Source organism: Oculatella sp. FACHB-28, assembly GCF_014696015.1.
Classification (GTDB): domain Bacteria; phylum Cyanobacteriota; class Cyanobacteriia; order Elainellales; family Elainellaceae; genus JAAUTN01.
Genome location: NZ_JACJPJ010000103.1, coordinates 1 through 24,911, shown reverse-complemented (window position 1 = coordinate 24,911; position 24,911 = coordinate 1). Strand labels below are relative to the sequence as shown.

Sequence of the window (24,911 nt, the reverse complement as noted above, 5' to 3'; positions counted from 1 at the left end):
TTAGTTGAGTTGAGTTTTAGTTCGATTGACTCAAATTCTTGGAGTTGATTTGAGTTTTTGGAGAATGGCGAATATCTCTAGGGCGTAGCATTCGGGCGGAAATTTTCTGTTTATTTTCGAGGGTGTCTGCCGAATGCTGTGCCCCTACGGGTTGCTAGTTATGGGTTATTTGAGCATCCTCTCACTGTTCTTCCGCTTCTGCTGGCATGGGGGGATGTTGAGCCAGGACTTGTTTGAGATATTGACCTGTGTAAGAGCGATCGCACTCTGCCACAGCTTCGGGAGTCCCCACCGCAACGATTTCACCGCCGCGATCGCCCCCTTCTGGACCTAAATCAATTACCCAGTCGGAGCAACGAATTACATCTAAGTTGTGTTCGATCACCAGGACAGAGTTGCCTTTGTCTACCAGGCGTTGCAACACGTCTAGCAGTTTGTGGACATCGTAGAAAGAGAGTCCTGTGGTCGGTTCGTCGATCAGGTAAAGGGTTTTTCCGGTGGCGCGACGGGAGAGTTCGGTTGCCAGTTTGAGGCGCTGTGCTTCACCGCCTGAGAGGGTGGGAGCAGTTTGCCCAAGGCGAACGTAGCCTAGACCAACATCCACCATTGTTTGCAGACGAGCCGCAGCTTTGGGGATGTTTTGGAAAAAGTCGAGGGCTTCGTCGGCAGTCATGTTGAGCGCGTCGGAGATGGACTTGCCTTTGTACTTCACCTGGAGTGTTTCCCGGTTGTAGCGTGCGCCTTTGCAGACTTCACACTGGACATACACATCAGGTAAGAAATTCATCTCGATCACGTTGACACCCTGACCACCGCAGGCTTCACAGCGTCCACCTTTGACGTTAAAGGAGAATTGCCCCGGCTTGTAACCTCTGGCTTTTGCCTCAATTGTTTCGGCATACAGATCGCGAATTACATCAAACACACCTGTGTAAGTGGCAGGGTTAGAACGAGGAGTGCGACCAATGGGGGACTGGTCAATCACGATCGCCTTATCCAAAGAACTCAACCCCGTTAGTTCTTTCATCTCTTTGGGCTGGGGAATTTTGCGCCCAAAGTGATGTTGAATCGCAGGATAGAGCAACTCATTGATCAGTGTTGATTTACCGGAGCCAGATACACCCGTGACGCAAACCAGCTTGCCTAACGGAATTTCAACGCTAACAGTCTTCAGATTGTTGCGGTGAGCGTTCCTGATCTTGAGCGATCGCCCATTTCCCTTCCGTCGTTCGGCTGGTGTTTGGATGAGGCTGCGTCCCGACAGATAAGCACCCGTGAGGGAATCTGGCGCTTTCAGCAAATCTTCTAGCGATCCCTCAGAAACAATGCTGCCACCATGCACACCTGCACCGGGGCCAATGTCTACCAGGTAGTCGGCAGCACGAATCGTTTCCTCGTCGTGTTCGACCACAATCAGCGTGTTGCCGAGGTCGCGCAGACGAGTAAGGGTACGGAGCAAGCGACCATTATCGCGCTGGTGCAGTCCAATGCTGGGTTCGTCCAGGACATAGAGAACTCCTGTTAGACCGGAGCCGATTTGGGTTGCTAGTCGAATTCGCTGAGCCTCTCCGCCAGAAAGGGTCATGGCGGTACGGTCGAGGGTAAGGTAATCAAGTCCGACATCCAGCAAGAACTGCAGACGGGCTTTGATCTCGCGCAGCACCAGGTCACCGATTTGGGCTTGGCGATCGCTCAATTCCAGTCCATTAATTCGACTTAGGGAATCGCGAATAGCAACGCTAGTCAGATCTTTGATGCGGCATTGCCCCAACCGCACCGACAGCGCTTCAGGTTTGAGGCGATCGCCCTTACAGACTTCGCAGGGTTGCTCAACCAGATATTGCTCTAGCTTTTGCTTGTAAACCTCTGAGGTGGATTCGCGATACTGCCGTTCTAGCATCGGCAACACGCCCTCATAGCGGCGCTGATAGCCTTTGCCTTCCTGGTAGCGGGAATCGGACTCAATATGAATCTTCTCCTCAGAACCATGCAAGATTACGTGCTGCTGGTCAGGCGTAAGCTGATTCCAAGGGGATTGGATCTCGAAGCCAAAGGCTTTGCCGACACTAAAGAGCAGCGAAAAGTAATAGGTATTGTCTTTGTCAGACCAGGGGGCGATCGCCGCATATACAGGCAAAGCAGGATCGGGCACCACCAGTTCGGCAGAAAAGGTGCGAAGCGTGCCTAAGCCATGACAGTTGGGGCAAGCGCCGTAGGGCGAGTTAAAGGAGAATAGGCGGGGCGACAGTTCCTCCATCACCGCTCCGTGTTCTGGGCAGGCAAAGTTTTCGGAAAAGACTAGCTCAGCGGGCTGATCGTCCTCGTCTGAGTCGTCAGTTTCCAGTTGAGGTGCGGGTTGGTCACCGTATTTGCCACCTAGCTCAGCGGCGATCGCCAACTGTCCCGGTGCGATTGGGATCACGTTCGAGCCATCGCCTGACTTGGCTGTAGATTTATCCGAGCGATCGCCCTTTGATTCCTTCAGTAAGTCAATAATGGCGATGCCTCCGGAGCGGCGCAGACAGGTGCCCAGCGAATCGACTAGGCGTTCCTGAATGTTGTCTCGCTTGACCAGGCGATCGACCACAATTTCGATGTTGTGAAACTGGTTTTTGTCCAGCTCGATTGAGTCGCTCAGTTCTCGCACTTCACCATCCACTCGAACTCGCACAAATCCTTCTGAAGCGAGGCTTGAAAGCAGTTTTTTGTGCGTTCCCTTTTTACCGCGTACGACAGGCGCAAGAATTTGGAATCGAGTCCGGTCAGGCAATGCCAGAACGCGATCGCTCATCTGATCAATCGTTTGCGGCACAATGGAGCGATCGCAATGGGGACAGTGCGGTTCCCCGGCTCGCCCATACAGCAGCCGCAGATAGTCGTAGATTTCCGTCACCGTGCCCACGGTCGAGCGGGGGTTGTGGGAGGTAGACTTCTGGTCGATCGAGATTGCTGGACTTAAACCCTCGATCGCATCGACATCAGGCTTATCGACCTGTCCTAGAAACTGTCTGGCGTAAGCGCTAAGTGATTCGACATAGCGACGCTGCCCTTCAGCAAAAATTGTGTCAAAGGCTAAGGAGGACTTGCCTGAACCCGAAACACCCGTGAAGACGATGAGGCGATCGCGGGGCAGTTCCAGGTCAATATTTTTCAGGTTGTGCTGTCGCGCTCCCCGAATCCGAATCGTGTTTTGCGGGTTATGCAAATTGACTGGAGGGTTAGGGCGATCGCCATCCACAGGATGTCCATTCTGTTCTTTAATCTGGGACTTTGAAGCCTTGGCACGAGTAGGCATAGAGGCAAACTTCTTGCGCTTCCACCGAAAATATGGAAATAGTTCTTAATAATCTTACCGCTAACTCTTGGGGAGTCGCAGGAAAGACCCACGCAAGGCATAGGATTATTAGCCTCCTATATTACCTCGACTTGCCACATTAGTACATGCGTTTTAGATGCCAGTAGATCTTTGGGCGCAGAAGCAGGCAAAGCACAAAAAGCAGAAGCTTAAGCCGATAAAACCGCTTCTGCTCTCTGCCCTTTGCCTTTCACCTCTTGCCTTCGGCAGAAGGCAAATTATTCAACCCACTGCTCTAAACTGTTCGTTTTGCCTAAACATAGGAAAAATAGCGACCGTTTGCGCTGAGGTTGCTAACTCCTTGAATCACACCAATTATTTCATCTCGTTCGCCGCCAGGTTTGTTGAAGTAAATTATTGTGCTTCCGGGCAAGGAACCAGAAGAAGATGAGGGACGCAAGAAGTAGTTGGCGGCTGTCCCCTTCAATTGGATTTTGTCTCCGGCAGTATTGAAGTCTTTAATCAGCGCATAGTCTGCAGATCCGGTGCTGTTGCTTCTGTCGTCGTAAAAGACCTTCTGGGTAGTGCCTAAAACGAAACGGTCGATGTCTGCACCACCTGTGAGACTGTCAATTTCACCAGCGCCAGGTCGCGTCGCAAATTCATCGGCTCCCACCAGGATATCTCTGCCGGAGTTACCAAGTAATTGATCGCCGCCGCTGCCACCGTAGAGGCGGTCGTTGCCGCTGCCACCGTCTAGCCTGTCCCTACCAGTGCTGCCGTAAAGGTAGTCGTTGCCGTTGCCGCCAACCAGTGCGTCTTCGTCGGCATAGCCATAAAGACGGTCGTTACCCTCCTCGCCATAGAGCAGGTCTTCATCAGCTCCACCAAATAGCTGGTCTTGACCGCTATCGCCTTCTAAGAAGTTTTCGCCTTCTTCACCATAAAGACGGTCGTCGTTCTCACCACCGCTGAGGTAATCTTTGCCATCACTGCCATAGAGGGTGTCGTTGCCGTCCCCACCGTAAAGGTCGTCGTCACCGTCATTCCCAACCAGGCGATCGCTATCATCCTCGCCATAGAGCCGGTCGTTGCCAGTGCCGCCGCTCAGGTAATCCCTGTCTCTGCCGCCATAGAGCAGATCATCTCCTCTGTCACCATAGAGGCGATCGTTGCCGTTGTCTCCTTCTAGATAGTCGTTGCCGTTTTCGCCATAGAGTCTATCTTCGTCGTCACCACCATCGAGCCGGTCTGCTCCACTATAGCCAAACAAAATGTCTTCATCGTCACCGCCATAAATTCGATCGTTGCCGCTATTTCCGTCTAGACGATCGTCACCATCGTAGCCGTAAATCAAGTCATTCGATAAGGTGCCGATATAGTCATTATCTCTGGAGTTTCCGTAGTAGGTTGCCATAGGTTTACGCTTTTGTTTTTTGAGTCTCTGTTGACCAGATTAGGCTGGGTGCAAGTGTTGACACCTCATCCAGACGACTAGCCCAACCAGGTGATTTTGAACTAGCTACAAAGACGAAGAAGAGGGTTAGTAAGTTTCTCTCTAACCCAATAAAAATAGGAAGTTAAAAGACCTCTATGGGGACGATCGCTACCCTCACAAATTATTTCAAAAATGGCTTTCTTTGGCGCAAAAAAGCTTTAATTAAAGTAGCTTTATTTTGCGAAGGAACTTCTTAGAAGAAGCTGCGTCACCGATCGATCAATCCATCTCTAAAAGTACAAACTTCACCCAGCTGGGTGACCCAGTTGTAGGAAGCGATCCGGTTGCCAAAAAAACAGGCTAGTGTCAAAAGGAATATCAGATCATACTTGACTTGGTTTTGCTCCTGCTTAAGGTATAAGGCGTTATGAAACTCCCCATTGCTGCGCTGGTTTTACTTACAGCTACTAGCTTTGCCGCACCCGCTAAAGCTGTCTCTGTTTTGCCTCTTGCCTCACCTGATGCAGAAACTCAACAGAGTGAAATTGAAATTCAAACTGCGATCGCTTCGCAAGATTGCTTGATCTGCGACTCAGCCCAGTCAACAGAAGCAAACACGAAACAGTCCCGCCCCGGTCAGGATGCCCAACGACAACGCCGCCAAGAAATTCGTCAACAGCAAGAACAGCAGCGGCAGCGGCCGGTTGAAGCCCGCCGACAGCAGGAGCAACGACGGCAAGCGCAAGAACAAGATCGACAACGGCAGGAAGAAGCCCGCCAACAGCAAGAACAAGAGTGGCAGGAGGAAGAGTGGGAGGAGGAAGCCGAGCGGGAATGGCAGGAGGATCGCGATCGCGAGCGCCAAGAAGAAGCCCGTGAAGAGTGGCGGGATGATCGCGATCGCTACTCTGACCGGGATGACTATTTTGATCGTGATGATTATTACGATAACGATGATTATTACGATGACGATGACCACGATGATGACTATGACTATGGTGATGACGACTGGCAGAGCGAGCGCTACGAACGCCGTAACCAGTACGATTGGTACCAGGATGCTGACGATGATTGGGATGCGAGAGAGCGAGAAGAACGGGAACGGCAGGACGAAGCTGCTTACAGAAACCGGGAACATCAAGCTGCTGTTTGGCGAGATTGGGAAGAACAGCAGAATGTGCTGCGCTGGCACTGGGATACTTGGCAGCGCACCTATCGACCTACCCTAGTTGAGGCAACTATCCTTGAGCTCACGTCTCTCGACAACAACTGGACGACCGTTTGGATTGAAGGGATTAATACCGCTCAAGAAGTCTCCTTCACTGGCAACGGAGTGCAAACGGTTTATCTGTCACCAGGAGCCTATAGGGTTCGATTTAGCCCTATTCTCAACGACGATTCCTGGCAGTCGGGCTACCTTGTGGTTGGCAGAACAAACCGCTTGAGAATCACGTTTGACCAGAATAATGAGTCCGTTCAGGTCTTTGACGATCCCACCGCATGGACACCGGGCGATCGCCTTCCTGGCTATCCAGATGGCCGCTAGTGATAATACAGAACAGATGGGAAGGGGCATTCGCGACGCGGGTGCCCCTTCCCATCTGTAACCCTTTTTTGACCCATCCGTAGATGAGGAACATCACAGCGTCCAAACCAGTCTTCTAGCGCACACGATAAACTGGAATTGTGTATCAGATTTGTCAGTTTGGTCAGTCCGTGTTTCCCTAGCGATGTGGGTCAGACTGCATTGCACCTGTGATGAGGAGTTTTATTGATGTCTAAGTTTGTCCTCCCGTCCTTAAAGTGGACGGGCTTTCTGGCTTTGTTAGCGACCTTAGGAGTTGCACCTGCGTTAGCCCAAAGCGCTAACTTCGACTCCCTGACGCTGTCCCCCGGTTTCTCATCTGCCGATGGAACCGTGCAAGGATATACCCAAGGTTCGTTTTCCCTTTCGTCAATTGCTAACCGCGATCGCTCCGAAAACCTTTGTGTTGGGTTCGCTGACACCACGCCCGACCATATTCTGGTGCTTCAGCAAGACTTTTCTCAACTCACGCTTCAAGTGAATAGTGGCGGCGGCGATACCACCTTACTGGTACAAGGTCCAAGCGATAGCACTGTTCGTTGCGGCGATGATACCGGACGCACCAACACCGATGCCAGCATTCAAGATTCTAGCTGGCAAGCTGGAACCTACAAGGTTTGGGTCGGTGCCTTTGAGTCAGGAAGTCGACATGAATACACGCTAACTGTGCGTGAATAGTGCCTACAGTAACCCAACCAGTTTGTTTACCTCAGTTTCAGCGACGAAATAAGTCCGCTTGGAGAACGTCCCTCTCTTCGACCCGATGTGACGCTACGATAGAGAGTGGTTTGTCTTACCTAACGGGGTAACTACTCGTGCTAACCACTCTGATTGCTGATTTCCGCATCATTTTTGAGCGTGACCCTGCGGCTCGTAACTGGCTAGAGGTGCTGTTTTGCTACCCCGGTTTACAAGCCTTAATTCTGCATCGCTTTGCTCACAGACTTTACAAGCTCAAGCTTCCGTTTGTGCCTCGGCTGATTTCTCACATTGCCCGATTCCTCACCGGAATTGAGATTCACCCTGGTGCTGCGATCGGCTGTGGCGTTTTCATCGACCACGGCATGGGCGTTGTGATTGGCGAAACAGCAATCATTGGCAACTATGCGCTGATCTATCAGGGAGTCACCCTCGGTGGTACAGGCAAAGAGAGCGGCAAGCGCCACCCTACCCTGGGTGAGAATGTTGTTGTCGGTGCCGGAGCAAAAGTATTAGGCAATCTGGAAATTGGCAACAATGTGCGAATCGGTGCTGGCTCTGTAGTACTGCGGGATGTGCCCTCAGACTGCACCGTGGTAGGTGTGCCGGGTCGCATTGTTTATCGTTCGGGTGAGCGGGTCGAGCCGCTAGAACATGGACGCTTGCCTGACTCCGAAGCGCAAGTGATTCGAGCACTAGTCGATCGCCTGGAATCCTTGGAGCAACAGTTGCAAAGCCTCCAGCAAAACTCACTTCCAGCAGGTCAGTCACGCGAACTAGTTTTAGCACTAGATACAGTTGACTTAAATAGAAATAGAAACAGCTTGAATGGAAGCCTGCCCCAAAATGGTATGTCCAAAAATGGTAGTCAGCCCGAATCGCAAGCTAGCTGCCGGATTCGAGACAAAGTCATTGAAGAATTTCTAGACGGCGCAGGGATCTAGTGTTGGTGAACAGATAATACCCAATCCTTCGTGGAATAGCGGTATCTGTAGGGGCAAAGCATTCGGTAGAGAGATTGTGGTTGGATTGCAGAGTTTGCGACCTAATGCTTTGCCCCTACACAGCAGCCTACGGATTCACTGATTGGCTTGACCATTCCTGGTTCTGATCGCGCAAATACAGGTAGCGATTCTGGGGATCGCCTCGCAACTCCAGATGGTCTACCTGTTCAGGATTTAACAGAAGCAGGCAAAAGTTAGGCAAGGGAAACGCCGGATCAGAGGGCGGTGGTGAGAAAGCATCGTCCTCTGACCGGGGTTTCCCAGGATGCGCCCAGGCAAATTGCAGACGGGCAACATCAGAGAGTTCTTGCCAGAGTGTCTGCCGGGCTTTTGTGAGTGTGTCGTCGTTAAAGTCTTGTCCTACCAAAGTTAATTCACCCGTTAGCCGAAACTGTTCGCGGGTACTGGGAAAGTACCAGCAGATTTCTCCCCAGGTCTGGTGCTGAATTTGGTCTGCCTTTTCGCTACGAGAATCGGTGACAAATTTAAGCTGATTGCTGTCGTTCAAAAAACCGCGAAACACTAGAGTGCGATTGGCAGGACGACCATCCGCCCGAACGGTCGCCAGTTGAAGGTAACGGGCATAAACCAGGGAGCGGTTGCGGTGCAGAGCACGGGAAAGAGGCGATCGCCACGGAGCTAAAGGCATAGGAAGGGGCTAAGGGTTGGGGGCTATGGCATTGTTCCGAGCCTTTTTAGGAGTGGGCATCTTGCCCGTCCGGATCAAGCAGGCAAGGAAACTTTGCATTCAAATTTTCGCCTATTTCAGCCAAAGTGTTTATTTGGATAGATCTTGATAGATCTTTCTGGGTTTTAGCGTATATAGTGTTCATTTTAAGGGTAAGACACTACATCTACGGGGTACATCGCCTCAGCCCTACCTGTAACACTAACGAGATTTGACCTATGGTTCAAGACATCGAACGTACCCGTCAAAGTAGCCAGTTTCCTGAAGCCGCTCCGGCTGCGAATCCGGTATTTTATCGGACATACAGCCGTCGGGGAGAAAAAGCAGAAAACCTGCGCGAAACCTGGGATGAAGTGTGCGATCGCACCCTCAACGGCATCATTCGGCTGGGCAAGCTCACCTCTACAGAAGCCGAGCTCCTGGGACGAATGCAGCGACAGCTTAAAAGCTTGCCCTCTGGTCGCTGGCTGTGGGTTGGTGGCACAAAGTGGGTAGAAAGATCTGAAAACTTTTCGGGAGCCTATAACTGCACCAGCACTAACGTCGTAGATTGGCGGGCATTTGGGCTGATGATGGATTTGGCGATGATGGGATGCGGTACAGGAGCCGTGCTAGAGCCAAAGTATATCAACCAATTGCCCGCAATCCGTAATCGGTTAGTGGTGACGATGCAAGGAGCGATCGGAGCTACTCCAGTCCAGCAGCGACGAGATGAAACAACGGTCGAAATCTCTGGGAACCAAGTTCAAATTTGCGTTGGCGATAGCCGCCAGGGTTGGGTCAAGTCTTACCAATCGCTGCTAGAGCTTTCCACCGATGAGCAGTTTTCGGGTGTCGTACAGGTGGCGATCGACCTCAGCGATGTTCGTCCTGCTGGGGAAAGGCTAAAGGGATTTGGTGGTGTTGCAAACCCCATCCGTTTACCAGGACTGTATGAGCGCTGTGCTGCAATTCTAAATAAAGCGTTAGGACGACAGCTTAGCTCGATCGAATGCTGCTTGCTGATCGATGAAGCCGCTGCCTGTGTGGTAGCGGGTAACATTCGCAGATCGGCTGGAATGCGTCAGTTTGACAGCGAAGATCAGTCTGCCGCAACCGCAAAAGAAAATCTCTGGATGCAGGACGAAGCAGGCAACTGGCGAATTGACCCTGAACGCGACGTGCTACGCATGGCAAACCACACGCGGGTGTTTCATCGCAAGCCCACTTTAGAGGAATGCACGGAAGCCGTTCGTAAACAGTACTATTCTGGCGAGGGTGCGATTCAGTGGGCTGGGGAAGCCGAGAGACGAGCCGAAGGCGAAGGACGCTATGGTCTGAATCCCTGCGGCGAGATTCTGGGGCAAAACTTTCACTGTAATTTGGCTGAAGTCCACCTCAATCAGCTTGATCCCGAAAATTTTGCCGAACAGGAGGAAGCGTTTACTGCTGGGGCGCTATCGGTAGCGGCATTACTTCAGCATCGGTTTATGGAGCCGCGCTATCAGGAGTCGCGTGCTGATGACCCGATTGTTGGCGTTTCCTTTACTGGGCTGTTTGACTTCTTTGTGCGGGCGTTTGGTGTGGAGTGGCTGCGCTGGTGGGAAGCGGGTCGTCCCGACACCATGAAAGGACTGGAGTTTAAGCAGCGAGAGCAGGAATATCTGAGCCGCTGGAAAGAGATTGTGCATCGGGTCGTGTGGGAATATTGCGACCGCCACCAAATCAAGCGTCCCAACCGCTGCACCACCGTTCAGCCTGCGGGAACCAAATCATTGCTCACAGGTGCGAGTCCCGGATGGCACCCACCCAAAGCACAGCGCTTCATCCGGCGGATTACCTTCCGCAAAAACGATCCGGTCGCGCTAGCTTGCCTAGAGTATGGCTATAGGATTGTGCCGTCTCAGTCCGATAAGGATGAAAACGGTCAGCTTTTGGATGATCCGTTTGATCCCCGCTGCACGGAATGGCTGGTGGAAATTCCAGTTGAGGTGCCCTGGGCAAATCTGCCGGGAGCCGATGAAATTGAGATTGAGAAATTCTCAGCGCTGGCTCAGTTTGACTTCTACATGCAGGTGCAGCAGCACTACACGGCTCACAACACCAGTGCCACGATTGAGCTGCGGGAAGACGAAATTGAGCTATTGGCAGAACGGATTTATAGGGCGATCGCCCACGACGAGGGCTACATCAGTGCGGCACTACTAGCTCGATTTGACGCGCCGTTCCCACGTTTGCCGTTTGAGAAAATCGATCGCGCTACCTACGTCCAGCTTCAGCGTGAGGTGCAGTCGCGCCAGAGAACCGATGATTTCTATGCGGCTCTCACACGCTATGATTCCGGTGAACTCAGCGTCGAAGGCCCCGCAGGCTGCGACAGCGACAAATGCATGATGCCAGAGCAGAAAGGTTGAGTCTCCGAATTTCGCGTTACGATCGGGTCAGCATTACCGTTATAAAGTCGGGAAAGTCCCCCTTGGAGCAATCTCTGGCTTTATAAGCGTTTGTTTACTTAGCATGATCAAAAGTTCTAGCGAGAAGTCCTGCCATGTTTATTGATGAACTTACCCCCTTGTTCAGAGAATTGACAGCCCAACCTTTAGCGTTTGCGGGCGGTTTCTTTTCAGGGCTGTTTCGGCTAAACCTGGCTGAAGATCCGGTTAAAACCTGGCTTGATCAGCAATCGGGTACCTTGTCCTATTCCACGACTAATAGCAGCAACGGCAGTAGCAACGGTGGGCCACAGTCGATATCTATTGACTAGCGCAATTGACTAACGTACTGCTTGGTTTTGCAAGTTGGTTTGAACAGTCGCGAATATCCCGGTAGGGCGTGGCATTCGGGCAGAAACTCTGGCTCATTTTAGGGTTTATCTGCCGAATGCTGCGCCCCTACCGTTAATGGGTGGTTGGTCAGTTTGTTCAATTAACCGCAATTTGGGTAGGGGTGGGTGGCGTTGGTGGATGCGGCTACGATTTATGGATCTCAATTTCCTTTGTGGGGGCATGGCATTGCCATGCCCCTACGAAATTCATGCGTCTAAATCAGCAATGCTGGGGTAGGTTTTGCCATTGAATCTCGGCTCTGACAGGGCTTTGTCTAGGAAATCGCCCCGTACCGAGTTGTGGTTATCTGTAGCGTTCAACGTTGGTCAGCCAAGCTCGAACTGACCCACCTAGTGTGTCGGTCTCACTTGTGTCTCTCAGGAACATCTATGCAACCCCGTTTCCCCTTATTCTGAAGTTAAGTGCATCAGTCCGATTCTTCGAGGATCAGCTTCAGATTTCTGGGAGATTGGCAGTGTATTAAACAGAAATGGCTTTGTTCGTTACGTTGGCGAAAGTCCAATAATTTGAAGTTCTTTAACAAATCCGCTTTAATCAGAGCCAGAGTGGGTTTGTGTGGTGTGAGGTTCGACTGAATGAAAAATCTAGTGCTGTCGCTTTTGCCCGTCTTTGCGAGACAGGCGAAGGCAGGTTTTGTGCGTAAAACTAAACGGACTGCTCAGGTGCAGGAGCAATTTTTGCGATCGCTCCTACGGGCACATCAAAATACAGAGGTCGGGCGCAAGTATAGACTGAGGGACATTAAAACGGTTGACCAGTTTCGTCAACGGATGCCGATTTTGCCCTACAGCGCCTATGAGCCTTACATTGAGCGGATTGCCCAGGGTGAGCAAAATATTTTGACCCCCGATCCGGTCGTTTACCTCAATTTGACTAGCGGTTCTACAGGGAAACAGAAGATGATCCCGGTGACGCGGCGATCGCAACGAGTTTCTCAGCGGATCAACCAGGTCAGCATCGGCTTTGCGGTCGAGGAAGCCAAGAAATATGGCGTATCGATTGGCAAAATGCTGTTGACCAGCTCAGTTCAAGGGATTGGGCAGACCACAGGCGGTATTGACTACGGCCCGGTCAGCGCGAGTACTGTGCGTCAAAGCAACCCACTCTATCGTCAACTGTTTGCTCAGCCCTACGATGCGCTGCAAATCGTAGACAGTTTGGCGCGCCACTATATGTGTCTGCTGTTTTCGCTGCAAGACCCGCAGCTTAGCGTGATTGCGGCAACATTTCCAATTCTGGCGCTGCGGCTATGTGACTATCTGGAATCCTACGCTGAAGATTTAATTCGAGATTTGGAGACAGGGGCGATCGCCCCGTGGCTCAACCTCGAACCTGAATTACGAGCCAAGTTAGAACAGCTCTTTTCAGCTACTCCAGAACGAGCCGCTGAGCTGCGACAAATCCTTAAAACCGAAGGTCGCCTGACTCCAGAATTGGTCTGGCCAAATCTCTCGTTTATCATCACGGCACGGGGCGGCACATCAAACTTCTACTTTGAGCGGTTCCCCAGTTACTTTGGTGATACTCCTGTCTTTGGCGGCATCTATGCCTCCTCAGAAAGCGCGTTTGGCACCTATTACGAATTCAACAACGACAATGCAATTTTGGCGATCGAAAATGCCTTCTACGAATTCATTCCTGAGGACCAGTGGCATGTAGACCAGCCCAAAACACTCTTAGCCGAAGAAGTCAAGCCACATGAGCGCTACCGCGTTTTGGTGACCAACTACAACGGGCTATATCGGTACGACATCGGCGATGTGGTTGAGGTTTTAGGCTTCCACGAAAAAGCACCTCTGATTGCCTTTCGGCATCGGTTAGGCGGGTTACTTTCCTCAACAACAGAAAAAACGACAGAATTTCATGCCATTCAGGTCATGCAGCGGCTTCAGCAAGATTTCAAACTGTCGCTCGAAGACTTTTGCATCACGCTATCAGAGGATGAAATTCCAGCTCATTACCTGGTGAACATCGAACTCACGCCGAATTATATCCTCAGCAACCCGCAAGCGTTTCTAGAGCGATTTGATTTCAGGCTAAAGGAGATTCACCTTTCCTACGCCAACAAGCGTCCTGACCAGGTCCCTGCTCCCCGACTGCGAATTTTAGCGCCGGGCAGCTTTGCCACACTGCGACAACGCCTGATGCAGCGGGGGATTACAGACTCGCAACTGAAACTGCCTCACATTACCGAAGACCGCCAGTTTCTCGCTGGGCTCACGGTTGAGCAAGAGGTGCGATTGCCAGAAGAAACGGAGTTAGAACTGGCACAGATTGCAGTCAAGTGAAAAAGCACTATTAGGTGTACGGGCGAAGCATTCGGCAAAAGAATTGTGCTTCAGCTGCAAGGATTCTGACCGAATGCTTCGCCCCTACCGATACTGCTACTCCACAGACGGGTTTAGTATCAAGTTTCAGCTTGGATAAGAAGTTGCCTTGCCGCTTAATCAAGCACTCATTGACGTAGGTTTTTATCATTCGATCTACAGCCGTTTTCAGATGAGTCGCCACATCGTAGGGGCGAACGGCCGTTCGCCCTCACAAAAGATTGTGGTTTATCCAAGTGAAACCCGCTGTAAGGTTAAACTTGCTGCCTTGCAGATGCAGTGGCGATCGCCGACTGAGTGAGTCTAACCCCTCCAACCAGTATTGTTGAGTAATAACTGCGACTTCTTTGAGAAGCCGCAGATCTCTATTGTGAGCTTAGAAACTCACGTTACTGGATGTCTGCGATCGCCACGTAGCGCAGCAAGATTCGCAAGACCTCACCGGGGTTGAGCGTCAGCCGGATTTCTGAGTCGGAGGGGGGAATCTCTGAACTCCACAAACCGACCTCGGCGTAGCGCAGGTGGTGTAACTGGTGAATCGTGTTTTGTACGAGCGTGGGTGAGCCGATCAGCAAATGGCGAATCGGTTCCCGGTTGGGATAGCGCAGGGGCAAGGGCTGGAGCTGTGGCGTGGAAACGGGCACAGGAGTCTGTTGCAGCAGGGTGGGTGCTGCGGCACGGGTAATTAAGTTGGAGGTCATGGGTTTTCCTTGAACTAGTAACGGGGAGGAAAACCCAAAAATTCAGCCGCCCCAAAACGTCATGACAAGCTGGAGCGGCTGAAAATAGGGATAAAATACCTTCAGCCCCCAGACTGGTTCGAACAGTCGAAAGGGTTAGCTGTCGGGAGTTGCTGGTACCAACTTTCGGCAGCGCGACTAAATTTTTGGGTCTGCAACTGATCAGAACTCACTCTGTCAAAGTCGCATTGCAGCATTAAATCTCATCTCAGCAGGGTTAGTCAAGTATAAAGAATTTCACTGGTTGAATGGCACTAACTTATTAACCTAGCAGTCAAAGACCCGAAATCTTGGTTTAGGGTGCCGTTAGCGTCAGCGTAACGCACCGATCGCCTCTCGTTGATGCGTTACGGCGATCGCCATTTATATAAATGGAAGACGGAGGACGGAAAGAGGCGATCGCACTTTGTATCGGTGATCTCTAAAGGCTTCTCCTCCGTCTTCCGTCTTCCTCACTCTTCTCCTAAAGTTTTCGTCCCCGTAAGGGGAATGGGGTTTGAAACGATGCAGGATTGGATTGACCTGGCTATCTTCATGCAGGTGTTTCCGTCCCCTTGCGGAGAATGGGGTGTGAAACAACAAGATAGGGTATTCAGAATTTACTGTTTATTCTAAATCCTGGTTTCCGTCCCCTTGCGGGGAATGGGGTGTGAAACATCCATGAGCCAACTTATTGATACTGACCAAATTATAGAGTTTGTTGTTTCCGTCCCCTTGCGGGGAATGGGGTGCGAAACCCCTCGTCCAGGAAGCATTACCCCGATTGGGTTTCAGCGGTCAAATCGACGCACCCCCAATTTGATGGTCAATAAGCAGATCTAATTGAGAATCAAGCCTGCTTAAATTCGTCGAAACCCTTATGGAGAGAGGGATCGACACACGTCAACGAGATTATGCGGTTTTCGAGGTTCTGGGGGGCGTCGATTTCCAACGCTGCACCTAATGCGCTTAGACTTTAATCGTCAAGCTTCGCAGGGTGAAATAGGGGAAGGGATAAAGAGGTTGGAATTGGCTCAATTTTTGTGATGATGGCGGTTAATCAAGAAAGGCAGAAGAGAGACAAATGGTCGCTAAAGTAAAGGTGATAGAGCTTGCACCTGAGCTTGAGCAAATTACCCTGCCGCTTGATCAGTCCCAGCTTCTCCAGTTTGGCGGCTACCTTCACTTGGGTAGTCTGACCATCCTTGATAATTTGGTCAAGTCCCTTAGACAAGTCCAGACAAGACTGTAAGGTGACTAAAAGGCTTTGTAGATGATCGCTGTATATGCCAGTCAGCGTAGGCGCTTCCTGCAAAAGCTGATCAAGGGTTACACTTCCTGTCCAGAGGTGATAGAGCGCCAGTTGCAGCAGATAGGGGTGCCCTCCGACCATATCAATTAGCTCTTGAGCTGAATTAGAGGTTTCCCAGTTTAAGCCATACTTTTGAGCCAGGGTTTGCACCTGTGACAAATTAAGCTCTGGTAGCTCAATGGGATACCCGATCATGTTGAGCGAAGATACGCTTAGCTGCGGAGAAATGTGAATATCAGTGGAGTGAACTATCACCAGTCGCAGCTTTTGCAAAACGTTGGACTGTCTAGCTTCTTCGTGCCAGGACTGGAGCAGCATGAGAAACTCCCAGGCAAGTTTGGGATGCTCTGTCAGAATGAAATCAAAGTCGTTAAAGCTCAGGAGTAGAGGGGCGTTTAATTGACTCAGAAGATATCGTGTCCAGTAAAGCGTACAGCTCGCCTTGCTACCCGCTTCCTTTTGCCAATATTGGTTTAACCGGGGCTCTATCCCTAATTGCTGACTCACATGGATACAAAACCACCGGAGAAACCGATCCAGGCTGGAAAAGATATCACTATCGGTTTGCTTAAAGTCCAGGTTAACCGTGTTGTAATTTAGCGTTTTAGCCTGGTCAATGATGCGAAGCAAAAGGGAACTTTTTCCCATTCTTTGGGAGGCTTTGATTCGCAATAAGCTTCCTGATTTGCCGATTTCTGCATAAGCTTTTGCTTGAATAGCAGGATGCTCAATGTAGAACTGGGAGTGAAGTCGTACTGCACCTCCAGGAAACTCTGGAATATCAGAAAGCACAGTTAGATTAGGATCAATCGCCTGCTTCAAATGCAACGGTTGCAGATTGAACCGCTGTTGCAATAAGGCGCGAAAGTTTTTCTTCTTAACGGGTTCTTTCAAGGCTTTGGAGAGCGATCGCCACAGTTGTGCGCCAATATCTCGGATATAACTATAGTCATATCCAGCTTCACGGGCGATCGCAGGATATTCTTCACCCAGCCAAGATCGCCGAAATACTAACTCCTGTGCAGCGGTTAAACTACCTGGAGGCAAAATTTGTTCTATTATCTCCAATGCTTCTTCAGCAGTCATCAGGGTTTACCTCTGACTATTACTGCTCAAGAATCTACCTCAAGTACGAGGGAAAAAGAAGCAAAGATAGTAAAGTTAGGCTCTAACTTAAGAAAAAGTACACAAGTTAAAGTGTGGGGAACGGCATTGCACCGTTCCCCGACAGGCATACAGACCCGTAGAAATCAGAAACTAATTGAAGTCTACTAGCAGTACAAACTGCCGAATCAAGATTTGTAGGTTAAAAAGGGCTAGGCACTAACTACCTTCTCAACCTACGAGTAAACCAAAACTAGCTGTCCAAGTTTTCCTGACGAGCATCTTCAAATCGCTCGTTCAATCCACCTGCAACAGTTTTCAACTGATCTTCGGACAGTTCTCCTTCAGGTTGAAGTCCTTTGTCCAGATTCTCTAGGCGAGCATCTTCAAACCGCTGTGTCAGTCCACCGGACACACCTTCTAGTTCTGTATCTGAAAGCTGCTCTTCTTTTTTGGGTTCTTGCTGACTCATTAGGATATGTCCTCCAGTTAGGGAAATGACTGGTGAGAGCTGCAATCAATTCAAGCTCTCTCATCACTTCTCTAGAGTAGCCCGAAACCCTCAAACACTGAAGGCTTGTGTGTTGGACAAATGTTGGCAAGATGTTGGATAAATGTTGGCAGAACGTTGGATCAGCTTTATCTCCTCTAGTTTCCTCACTTCTAATCCGTAATAATGTGGCTATCAAACTCGCACCAATCACCTCATGGCAGAAGTCTTACTCAGCGAATTAAGCAACGCCGACATTAACTGGATGATCGCTGCGGGTCGTCAAGAGCAGATCAACGCCGGAACTGTGCTTGTCCAGCTTTGCAGAGATCCAGAGGTGATTTATCTGTTGTTAGATGGAGCGTTAACGATCGTAATTCCCAACGCTAAAAGTACTTCTACCGATCATGTTGTAACTGTTGCAGAGAGTGATTGTCAGGATCGAGAAATTACTCGTTTATCACGCGGCGAGATTGTGGGTGAAACATCCTTATTTGATTTATGTTTTATGCCAGCAATTGTTAAAGCAGATGTGAATTCGTTAGTACTGGCAATTCCTCGGCAACGGTTAATAGACAAACTAGAACAGGACATTAACTTTAGTACCCATTTTTATCGGGCGATCGCCCTGATGCTCTCTGAACGGCTGCGGCAAATCTTCGAGATGCCAGGTCAGGTGCAAGCCATCACCGAACAACCGATGAAAGAAGCTCTCTTTGTGTTTGGAGAGCTTCGGGATAGTGATGCAGACTGGTTGGTTGCCGTGGGTGAAATCAAAAGCCTTTCTCCGAATGAAGTCTTACTCCAAGCCGGTAGACCCGTTGAGGCGCTGTATTTCATTCTGGATGGTCTTCTACTGATTTCCTCTCCCGAAGGAGATTATAACCCTCTCACCCTTTGCTTTAAAAGTCAGGGGAAGGCTCCTCGTGAGAAGCCGATCGCTAACCTAACTCGGGGTGAAATTAGTGGCGCTAGCTCTTTTGTAGATTTTCGCCCCCCAGCGGTTACGGTTAGAGCGGTCAATCACTCTCTTGTTTTATCTATTCCTCGTCAGGTACTTGCTGTCAAACTTCAGCAAGACATGAGTTTTGCCTCTCGCTTTTACCGAGTCCTTGCCCTTCAACTTTCTAATAGTCTGCAAACCGTGATGAGTCGTCTGGGCTGCAATAAGAGCAACTACAGTCAGCATCAGGAGATGGATGAAGACGTTGAATATGAGGATGAGCTAGACCTTGATTCGTTGCAACAGGTTTCTCAAGGGGCAGCTCGATTTAACTGGATGTTGAAACGGTTGGGTGTAACTTAAAGCGAGTCACTGAACGGAGCCATCAAATAAAGCCATGAGTGAGCAGTCAAAAACCAGCATTTTTAGAAAGGAGTCCCTGGAGCGATTATCTTCTCCAGAGCAGTTGGATCAACTGATGCAAGTTGTTAGCCCTAAGAGTTGGCTACCTCTGGCATCTCTGGCTTCCTTGATGGCGTTGGCGCTGGTTTGGGGTTTCTTTGGACGGATTCCAATTACCGCAGTGGGTAAAGGAATCCTCGTTCACCCAACCCAATCCTCTAATGAACTAGTGGGATTAACCTATTTTGGTAGCGATGAAGCGAAGCAGATTCAACCTGGAATGGAGATTATGCTGGTGCCTGACACCATCGGCTCTGAACAAACCGACGGCTTGGTTGCTCGGATTAAATCTGTTTCAGAACCATCTGTCACCACTTTAGATGCGGCTCGTCAGTCCGGCATTACGGATCAAGAAAATTTAGTAGAAGTCGTTGCTGAACTGGAACCCGATCCTGCCACTGCAAGCGGCTATCGGTGGTCTTCTGCAAGAGGTATACGGTTAACGCTGGCTCCCGGAATGAGTGCGATCGCCCGCATCACCCTAGCAGAGAAAGCACCCATCACCTTTGTATTTCCATTTCTTGAGGTGTCTCACTGATGTTTATCAACCCTTTAGCCTCTCTGCAACAGTCACTAAAGGGGCAAAAGAGCCGAGTCAAAACACCCACAGTTTTACAGATGGAGGCCGTTGAGTGCGGGGCTGCGGCTTTAGGAATTGTCTTAGGCTATTACAACCGAATTGTGCCGCTGGCAGAGCTACGACAAGCCTGTGGTGTTTCGCGAGATGGGGTGACAGCCGCCAACGTCCTTAAGGCGGCCAGAAACTATGGCATGGTTGCCAAAGGTTTTAAGAAGTCGCTAGAAAGCTTGTCACAACTGCGTTTCCCTTTTATTGTTTTCTGGCACTTCAATCACTTTTTAGTGGTTGAGGGATTTGACAAAGACCGAGTTTATCTCAATGATCCAGCCGTCGGACCTAGAAGAGTTTCCTATCAGGAATTTGATGAAGGATATACCGGGGTCGTTTTGGTGATGGAGCCGAGCGAAGAATTTCAGCCAGGGGGACAAAAACCCAGTCTCACTTTGGCATTAGGAAGCCGTCTCCGCAATTCGGTTGGGGCATTGCTCTACTGCATCCTGGCAAGCTTTTTACTGGTGCTGCCAAGTCTAGTGATTCCTGCGTTTAGCCAGATCTTTGTGGACAATGTCCTAATGGGCAACCGACCTGAGTGGTTGCCTTACTTATTGTTTGGCATGATGATCACGATATGCCTTCAGGGCTTGCTTACCCTGTTGCAGCTACGGTATTTGCGTGGCTTAAAGATTAAGCTATCGGTGAGTTTATCCAGTCGATTTGTCTGGCACGTTTTACGTTTACCCGTCAGCTTTTATGCCCAGCGGTTTGCCGGAGAGATCAGCAACCGGATTCGACTCAATGATGATGTAGCAGATGTAATGTCGGGTCGTCTGACGATCACAGTAATCAGCGCCTTCATGGTGATCTTTTTTGCGATCGCCATGTTCCAATATGACGTCGTCTTAACCCTGATTGTGATTTTCTTTGCCGTTGTGAATGTACTCACTTTACAGTGGGTATCGCGTCAGCGCGTCGATGCAAACCTGCGACTGGTGCAGGAATACGGCAAAGCATCGGGAATTGCGATCGCAGGCTTACAGAGCATGGAAACGCTCAAAGCTTCTGGCTTAGAGTCAGACTTTTTTGCTCGTTGGGTGGGCTATTACACCAAGGCAATCAACGCTCAGCAAGAGTTAGGTTTAATCAACCGCGTTTTAGGATTATTGCCTACTCTCCTTTCGGCACTCACGGCTGCTTCGCTATTGATGATCGGTGGATGGCGCGTGATCAACGGCAGCTTAAGTATTGGGATGCTAGTCGCCTTTCAACTCCTGATGCAAAGCTTTCAGCAACCCGTCAATCGTCTCGTCCAATTTGGCAGCACTCTGCAAACCTTACAGGGGAACCTACAGCGCCTGGACGACGTATTAACTAACGAAGTTGATCCCCAGTTACAAGAACAAGATTCCCCCCCTCCCCCTTCATCTCTCATCCTTCATCCTTCACCCTTTTCTCCTCGTCTGCACGGTTACATTGATCTAAAAGACCTTACCTTCGGCTACAGCCCGCTTGAACCGCCGCTAATTGAGAATTTCAACCTTTCTATTAAGCCGGGACAGCGAATTGCTTTTGTAGGAGGAAGTGGCTCCGGTAAGTCAACCCTCGCTAAAGTAATTGCTGGACTCTATGATGCCTGGTCAGGAGAAATCCGGTTTGACGGAGTTGCTAGAAATGATATTTCCCGTTCTGTACTCACCAATTCGATCGCAGTTGTAGAACAGGATATTCTCCTATTTGCAGGCACCATTCGCGAGAACTTAACCCTGTGGGATACCACAGTTCCCGATCGCGCCTTACATCGGGCTTGTCAGGATGCAGCAATTCATGAAGTGATCCTCTCAATTCCCGGTGGCTATGATGCTCAACTGTTGGAGGGTGCGGTGAATTTAAGTGGTGGACAGCGACAGCGGCTTGAGATTGCTAGAGCGCTGGTCAACAATCCGTCAATTCTGATTATGGATGAAGCCACCAGTGCCCTGGATACAGAAACCGAGAAAATGATTGACCAAAAATTGCGGCAACGGGGCTGTACCTGTTTGATTGTGGCGCATCGGTTAAGCACCATTCGAGACTCTGACGAAATTATTGTTTTAGAACGCGGCAAGGTTGTGCAACGCGGTACCCATGAAGAACTGTGGCAACAACCTGGACATTATGCTCAACTCATTCGCAACGCGGAGGGTGCTTCATGAAGCTACAGCAGATTGACACAAGTTTGCACCAAATTACAGGCAATCAACCCCTGTTATTAAACGACCCTCAAACGGTTTGGCTGGTTCAGTCAGGCTCTTTGGCACTGTTTGCGGTGCCAATCAAAAATGGTGAGGCAGAGGGCGATCGCCACTACCTATTCAACATTTACCCCGGTGAAGCTCTTTTTGGCATTGCATCTCGTCCAGACTGTAACTCACTCGGCATGATCGCAGTTCCGCTCGAACCTACAGAGCTTCTGCCAATTCCATACCCTCCCACTCCCGTACTCTCCCAGTCTTCAATCCCCGATCCCCACTTCCTCCTCGACAACTGGATTCACAAACTTGGTCAGGTGGAGGGACTAACTCAGCCAAAGGCCGCTGGAATTACTCCTGATATGCAATACCTTTCCCTGATGGAAGGGCAAATATTTCAGCCTTCTCCCGACCAGGTCCTGTGGGTGAGAGTCCAGCAAGGAAAGATGCTCTGGTTGGGTCATTCAGACCTGGTTTTAGATCCAGAAACAGGCTGTTTTCCTATTGGAAATGGAGCCTGGTTAGAAGCAGCCGATCACCTTGAACTGTTTTCTAGAGGCACAGCCGAGGTTGAAAGTTGGGATGTTTTGCTAAAGGGGCTGGCTCAACTGCATCACTATTTTCTCTGTTCTGTTGAACTGATTGGAGAACACGAGACTCAGCAAACGTTAGCTCGATTTGAGGCAAGGCAGCAGCTTAACCGACAACTGACGCAGCAAACGATCCATCAGCTTGCGTCAGTGTTACATCCTAGGACAGAGAGTTTTTTTGAGGCAGATACTCCTTTGTTAATTGCAGCAGGAGCAGTGGGTAAGGCACTGGGAGTAACTATTCAGCCACCTGCTAGATCGGAAGATCTGAAGCGATTAAAGGAACCTTTGGAGGCGATCGCCCGTTCTTCTCGCTTACGTTTGCGGCGAGTTTTGCTGCGAAACAACTGGTGGAAGATGGATAGCGGCCCACTTCTGGCTTACACCGTTGAGGATAAACGACCTGTCGCACTGTTGCCCGTTGGAAATGCCCAGTACGAACTGTTTGATCCGGCATGGACAGGTTTAGCTGAAGCCGATGTTTCAACGACGAAGGGTTCTAAATCTGCCTCTGCTAGAGTTCCAGTCGATCAGTCTGTTGCACAGACTATCGATCCCGTTGCGTTTGTCTTCTATAGACCCTTGCCTGATGGCGTGTTGAATGCCATTAGTTTGCTCAAATTCACGTTGCAAGGGCGCACGTCCGATGTGATTGCGATTCTGCTGACGGGCGTAGCTGCAACGTTGTTAGGAATGCTGGTGCCACAGGCTACAGCCGTTTTAATTGATAATGCGATTCCCTATGGCAACTCAGGTTTACTGGTGCAGATTGGGTTAGGGCTACTAGCGGCCGCCTTTGGTGGGGCAAGCTTTCAACTGGCGCAGGCGATCGCCTCCATGCGAATTGAAACGTTATCCGATGCATCTCTACAGGCTGCTGTCTGGGATCGTCTACTCAAGCTAAAAACCTCCTTTTTTCGAGAATATTCCATCGGTGATTTAAACTCGCGCGTATCCGGCATTGGTGCAATCCGGCGCAAGCTTAGTGGTACTGCCCTACAAAGTATCTTTGCTGGATTTTTCTCACTATTGAATTTGGGACTGTTGTTTTACTACAGCTCTAGATTGGCAACTCTGGCACTGGTGCTAGCCGCAGTGATTGTCACTTTTACCACCATTTCTGGTTCCCTAATCATTCGCAAAAATCGCCCTCTAATGGAGCTTGAAGGTGACCTTTTTGGGTTGATGGTGCAACTGATCAATGCGGTTCCTAAGCTGCGAATTGCCGGGGTTGAAGAACGCGCTTTTGCCCATTGGGGACAAAAATATGTAAAACAGCTTCAGCTTGTAGCCAGCACACAGCGTTTAGAGGACATGGTTGTGTTGTTCAACACGGTGTTGCCAACTCTCACGACAGTGATGCTATTTGGGTTAGCCAGCACGTTGATTGATCCAACTCAGTCTTTTGGCAGCGATAGTGGGCTATCAACCGGATCTTTTCTGGCGTTTAGCGTCGCGTTTGGCACGTTTATTGGAGGAGTCACCAGTCTCAGCAATACATTGATTGAAGTGCTGGATGTGATTCCCCTGTGGCAGCGATCGCAATCTATCCTAACTGCTGAACCCGAAATTGACCTCAACAAAGCTAACCCCGGACGGCTATCTGGCAACGTTCAAATTGACCATATATCCTTCCGCTATCGCGAAGATGGTCCCCTCAACCTTGATAGTGTCTGTATCTCTGCCCAACCAGGTGAATTTATTGCACTAGTCGGACCATCGGGCAGCGGCAAATCAACCGTCATGCGACTGTTGCTAGGCTTTGAAACGCCTATCTCTGGCACGATCTACTATGACGGACAAGATTTGATGGGACTGGATGTGATGGCCGTGCGCCGTCAGTTAGGTGTGGTGTTGCAAAATAGCCGAATTAACGCAGGCTCAATCTTTGAAAACATTGCCAGCGGTGCCCTAATTACCTTAGATGAAGCGTGGACTGCGGCGAAAATGAGTGGATTTGCAGAGGATATAAGAGCCATGCCCATGCAGATGCATACGCTTGTGAGTGAAGGTGGAACGAACCTTTCCGGTGGACAACGGCAACGACTGGTGATTGCCCGTGCATTAGCTTTAAAGCCTCAGATTTTACTGTTTGACGAAGCCACAAGCGCCTTGGATAATAAGACACAGGCGATCGTGAGTCAGAGCTTAGATCAACTCAAAGTTACTCGTGTTGTCATTGCTCATCGCCTCAGCACCATTCGTTATGCCGATCGCATTTATGTTATGCAAGCCGGACGAGTTGTACAACAGGGAAAATTTGAAGAACTAGCAAATCAGCCAGGATTGTTTGCTCAGTTGGCTCGTAGACAAACCGCTGAATGAATCAGAATTGCAATTGCACGGGTTGTGTCGCAAAAACCGATGGGTGATAAGGTTGATAGGACTAACCTTGCCTTCTCTTCCTCCGATGTCTACTCCTGCTGTGTTTAAGTGGCGGCACTTTTTGCCAGAAATCATCCTGCTGAATGTACGGTGGTACTGCCGCTATTGCTTGAGCTACTGAGACCTGGAGGAGATGATGCAGGAACGGGGGGTGGAAGTGGATCACTCGACAATCAACCGTTGGGTGCTGAAGTACGCCCCAGAACTCGACAACTGCATTCGACCTCACCTGAAGCTGAC

General features: G+C 50.1%; 18 protein-coding genes and 1 pseudogene. 13 read left to right on the top strand and 6 right to left on the bottom strand.

The genetic code is table 11. The annotated features are described in order from the left end of the window. Nucleotides 1–181: 181 nt before the first annotated feature. Nucleotides 182–3,295: an excinuclease ABC subunit UvrA gene (gene uvrA / locus H6F88_RS30405; RefSeq protein WP_190646570.1), complete on the bottom strand. Its 3,114-nt coding sequence runs from the start codon at nucleotides 3,293–3,295 to the stop codon at nucleotides 182–184. 313 nt (nucleotides 3,296–3,608) lie between these two features. Then, nucleotides 3,609–4,712, bottom strand: a complete 1,104-nt coding sequence (locus tag H6F88_RS30400; RefSeq protein ID WP_190646569.1) for a calcium-binding protein — start codon at nucleotides 4,710–4,712, stop codon at nucleotides 3,609–3,611. A 448-nt stretch (nucleotides 4,713–5,160) separates the two neighbouring features. On the opposite strand from H6F88_RS30400, the gene H6F88_RS30395 reads away from it, so the two are divergent. The 3 genes from H6F88_RS30395 (at nucleotide 5,161) to cysE (ending at nucleotide 7,961) form a co-directional block, all read left to right on the top strand. Then, nucleotides 5,161–6,279, top strand: coding sequence for a hypothetical protein (locus H6F88_RS30395; protein WP_190646568.1), 1,119 nt, complete (start codon nucleotides 5,161–5,163; stop codon nucleotides 6,277–6,279). Between the two features lie 228 nt (nucleotides 6,280–6,507). After that, the gene (locus H6F88_RS30390; protein ID WP_190646567.1) at nucleotides 6,508–6,996 is read left to right on the top strand and encodes a hypothetical protein; all 489 of its coding nucleotides are present in this window, start codon (nucleotides 6,508–6,510) and stop codon (nucleotides 6,994–6,996) included. Nucleotides 6,997–7,133: 137 nt separating this feature from the next. Further along, nucleotides 7,134–7,961 (top strand): serine O-acetyltransferase, encoded by an 828-nt coding sequence (cysE, locus tag H6F88_RS30385; RefSeq protein ID WP_190646566.1) that lies wholly within the window; start codon nucleotides 7,134–7,136, stop codon nucleotides 7,959–7,961. 127 nt (nucleotides 7,962–8,088) lie between these two features. Here cysE and H6F88_RS30380 read toward each other — a convergent pair whose 3' ends face one another. Continuing rightward, entirely contained in the window at nucleotides 8,089–8,670 is a 582-nt protein-coding gene (locus H6F88_RS30380) for an Npun_F5749 family FMN-dependent PPOX-type flavoprotein (protein WP_190646565.1), read from the bottom strand. 257 nt (nucleotides 8,671–8,927) lie between these two features. Between H6F88_RS30380 and nrdJ the strand changes: the two genes are divergently transcribed. The 4 genes from nrdJ to H6F88_RS34245 all read left to right on the top strand — a co-directional run bounded on the left by nrdJ (nucleotide 8,928) and on the right by H6F88_RS34245 (nucleotide 14,162). Next, nucleotides 8,928–11,102, top strand: a complete 2,175-nt coding sequence (gene nrdJ / locus H6F88_RS30375) for a ribonucleoside-triphosphate reductase, adenosylcobalamin-dependent (RefSeq protein WP_190646564.1) — start codon at nucleotides 8,928–8,930, stop codon at nucleotides 11,100–11,102. 134 nt (nucleotides 11,103–11,236) lie between these two features. Then, complete coding sequence (locus H6F88_RS30370; protein ID WP_190646563.1) at nucleotides 11,237–11,452, top strand: hypothetical protein; 216 nt, start codon at nucleotides 11,237–11,239, stop codon at nucleotides 11,450–11,452. A gap of 657 nt (nucleotides 11,453–12,109) precedes the next feature. After that, nucleotides 12,110–13,822, top strand: a complete 1,713-nt coding sequence (locus H6F88_RS30365; protein WP_190646562.1) for a GH3 auxin-responsive promoter family protein — start codon at nucleotides 12,110–12,112, stop codon at nucleotides 13,820–13,822. 211 nt (nucleotides 13,823–14,033) lie between these two features. After that, on the top strand, nucleotides 14,034–14,162 hold the full coding sequence (locus tag H6F88_RS34245; protein WP_277882253.1) for a hypothetical protein: 129 nt from the start codon (nucleotides 14,034–14,036) through the stop codon (nucleotides 14,160–14,162). 88 nt (nucleotides 14,163–14,250) lie between these two features. Here H6F88_RS34245 and H6F88_RS30360 read toward each other — a convergent pair whose 3' ends face one another. Then, a complete protein-coding gene (locus H6F88_RS30360; protein WP_190646561.1) occupies nucleotides 14,251–14,562 on the bottom strand; it encodes a hypothetical protein in 312 nt (103 codons plus the stop codon). A gap of 699 nt (nucleotides 14,563–15,261) precedes the next feature. Between H6F88_RS30360 and H6F88_RS30355 the strand changes: the two genes are divergently transcribed. Beyond that, nucleotides 15,262–15,423, top strand: a complete 162-nt coding sequence (locus tag H6F88_RS30355) for a hypothetical protein (RefSeq protein WP_190646560.1) — start codon at nucleotides 15,262–15,264, stop codon at nucleotides 15,421–15,423. Nucleotides 15,424–15,640: 217 nt separating this feature from the next. Here H6F88_RS30355 and H6F88_RS30350 read toward each other — a convergent pair whose 3' ends face one another. Further along, entirely contained in the window at nucleotides 15,641–16,978 is a 1,338-nt protein-coding gene (locus H6F88_RS30350; RefSeq protein WP_190646559.1) for an AAA-like domain-containing protein, read from the bottom strand. 271 nt (nucleotides 16,979–17,249) lie between these two features. Further along, a complete protein-coding gene (locus H6F88_RS30345) occupies nucleotides 17,250–17,468 on the bottom strand; it encodes a hypothetical protein (RefSeq protein WP_190646558.1) in 219 nt (72 codons plus the stop codon). A 235-nt stretch (nucleotides 17,469–17,703) separates the two neighbouring features. Between H6F88_RS30345 and H6F88_RS30340 the strand changes: the two genes are divergently transcribed. The 5 genes and pseudogenes from H6F88_RS30340 to H6F88_RS30320 form a co-directional block, all read left to right on the top strand. Continuing rightward, the gene (locus H6F88_RS30340; RefSeq protein ID WP_190646557.1) at nucleotides 17,704–18,792 is read left to right on the top strand and encodes a cyclic nucleotide-binding domain-containing protein; all 1,089 of its coding nucleotides are present in this window, start codon (nucleotides 17,704–17,706) and stop codon (nucleotides 18,790–18,792) included. A gap of 34 nt (nucleotides 18,793–18,826) precedes the next feature. Then, entirely contained in the window at nucleotides 18,827–19,429 is a 603-nt protein-coding gene (locus H6F88_RS30335) for a hypothetical protein (protein WP_190646556.1), read from the top strand. After that, nucleotides 19,429–21,660 carry an NHLP family bacteriocin export ABC transporter peptidase/permease/ATPase subunit gene (locus H6F88_RS30330; RefSeq protein ID WP_190646555.1) on the top strand — a complete coding sequence of 744 codons (2,232 nt, stop codon included), beginning with the start codon at nucleotides 19,429–19,431 and terminating at the stop codon, nucleotides 21,658–21,660. Before H6F88_RS30335 ends, H6F88_RS30330 begins: the two co-directional genes overlap by 1 nt. Next, a complete protein-coding gene (locus H6F88_RS30325) occupies nucleotides 21,657–24,611 on the top strand; it encodes an NHLP bacteriocin export ABC transporter permease/ATPase subunit (RefSeq protein ID WP_190646554.1) in 2,955 nt (984 codons plus the stop codon). Before H6F88_RS30330 ends, H6F88_RS30325 begins: the two co-directional genes overlap by 4 nt. Before the next feature lie 85 nt (nucleotides 24,612–24,696). Then, nucleotides 24,697–24,911: pseudogene (locus tag H6F88_RS30320) on the top strand (IS6 family transposase); the annotation flags it as partial.

Excerpts from the sequence above, each read along its gene's own strand:
- uvrA (WP_190646570.1), bottom strand. The coding sequence starts at position 3,295 with ATGCCTACTCGTGCCAAGGCTTCAAAGTCCCAGATTAAAGAACAGAAT.
- H6F88_RS30400 (WP_190646569.1), bottom strand. The coding sequence starts at position 4,712 with ATGGCAACCTACTACGGAAACTCCAGAGATAATGACTATATCGGCACC.
- H6F88_RS30395 (WP_190646568.1), top strand. The coding sequence starts at position 5,161 with ATGAAACTCCCCATTGCTGCGCTGGTTTTACTTACAGCTACTAGCTTT.
- H6F88_RS30390 (WP_190646567.1), top strand. The coding sequence starts at position 6,508 with ATGTCTAAGTTTGTCCTCCCGTCCTTAAAGTGGACGGGCTTTCTGGCT.
- H6F88_RS30380 (WP_190646565.1), bottom strand. The coding sequence starts at position 8,670 with ATGCCTTTAGCTCCGTGGCGATCGCCTCTTTCCCGTGCTCTGCACCGC.
- nrdJ (WP_190646564.1), top strand. The coding sequence starts at position 8,928 with ATGGTTCAAGACATCGAACGTACCCGTCAAAGTAGCCAGTTTCCTGAA.
- H6F88_RS30370 (WP_190646563.1), top strand. The coding sequence starts at position 11,237 with ATGTTTATTGATGAACTTACCCCCTTGTTCAGAGAATTGACAGCCCAA.
- H6F88_RS30365 (WP_190646562.1), top strand. The coding sequence starts at position 12,110 with ATGAAAAATCTAGTGCTGTCGCTTTTGCCCGTCTTTGCGAGACAGGCG.
- H6F88_RS34245 (WP_277882253.1), top strand. The coding sequence starts at position 14,034 with ATGAGTCGCCACATCGTAGGGGCGAACGGCCGTTCGCCCTCACAAAAG.
- H6F88_RS30360 (WP_190646561.1), bottom strand. The coding sequence starts at position 14,562 with ATGACCTCCAACTTAATTACCCGTGCCGCAGCACCCACCCTGCTGCAA.
- H6F88_RS30355 (WP_190646560.1), top strand. The coding sequence starts at position 15,262 with ATGAGCCAACTTATTGATACTGACCAAATTATAGAGTTTGTTGTTTCC.
- H6F88_RS30350 (WP_190646559.1), bottom strand. The coding sequence starts at position 16,978 with ATGACTGCTGAAGAAGCATTGGAGATAATAGAACAAATTTTGCCTCCA.
- H6F88_RS30345 (WP_190646558.1), bottom strand. The coding sequence starts at position 17,468 with ATGAGTCAGCAAGAACCCAAAAAAGAAGAGCAGCTTTCAGATACAGAA.
- H6F88_RS30340 (WP_190646557.1), top strand. The coding sequence starts at position 17,704 with ATGGCAGAAGTCTTACTCAGCGAATTAAGCAACGCCGACATTAACTGG.
- H6F88_RS30335 (WP_190646556.1), top strand. The coding sequence starts at position 18,827 with ATGAGTGAGCAGTCAAAAACCAGCATTTTTAGAAAGGAGTCCCTGGAG.
- H6F88_RS30330 (WP_190646555.1), top strand. The coding sequence starts at position 19,429 with ATGTTTATCAACCCTTTAGCCTCTCTGCAACAGTCACTAAAGGGGCAA.
- H6F88_RS30325 (WP_190646554.1), top strand. The coding sequence starts at position 21,657 with ATGAAGCTACAGCAGATTGACACAAGTTTGCACCAAATTACAGGCAAT.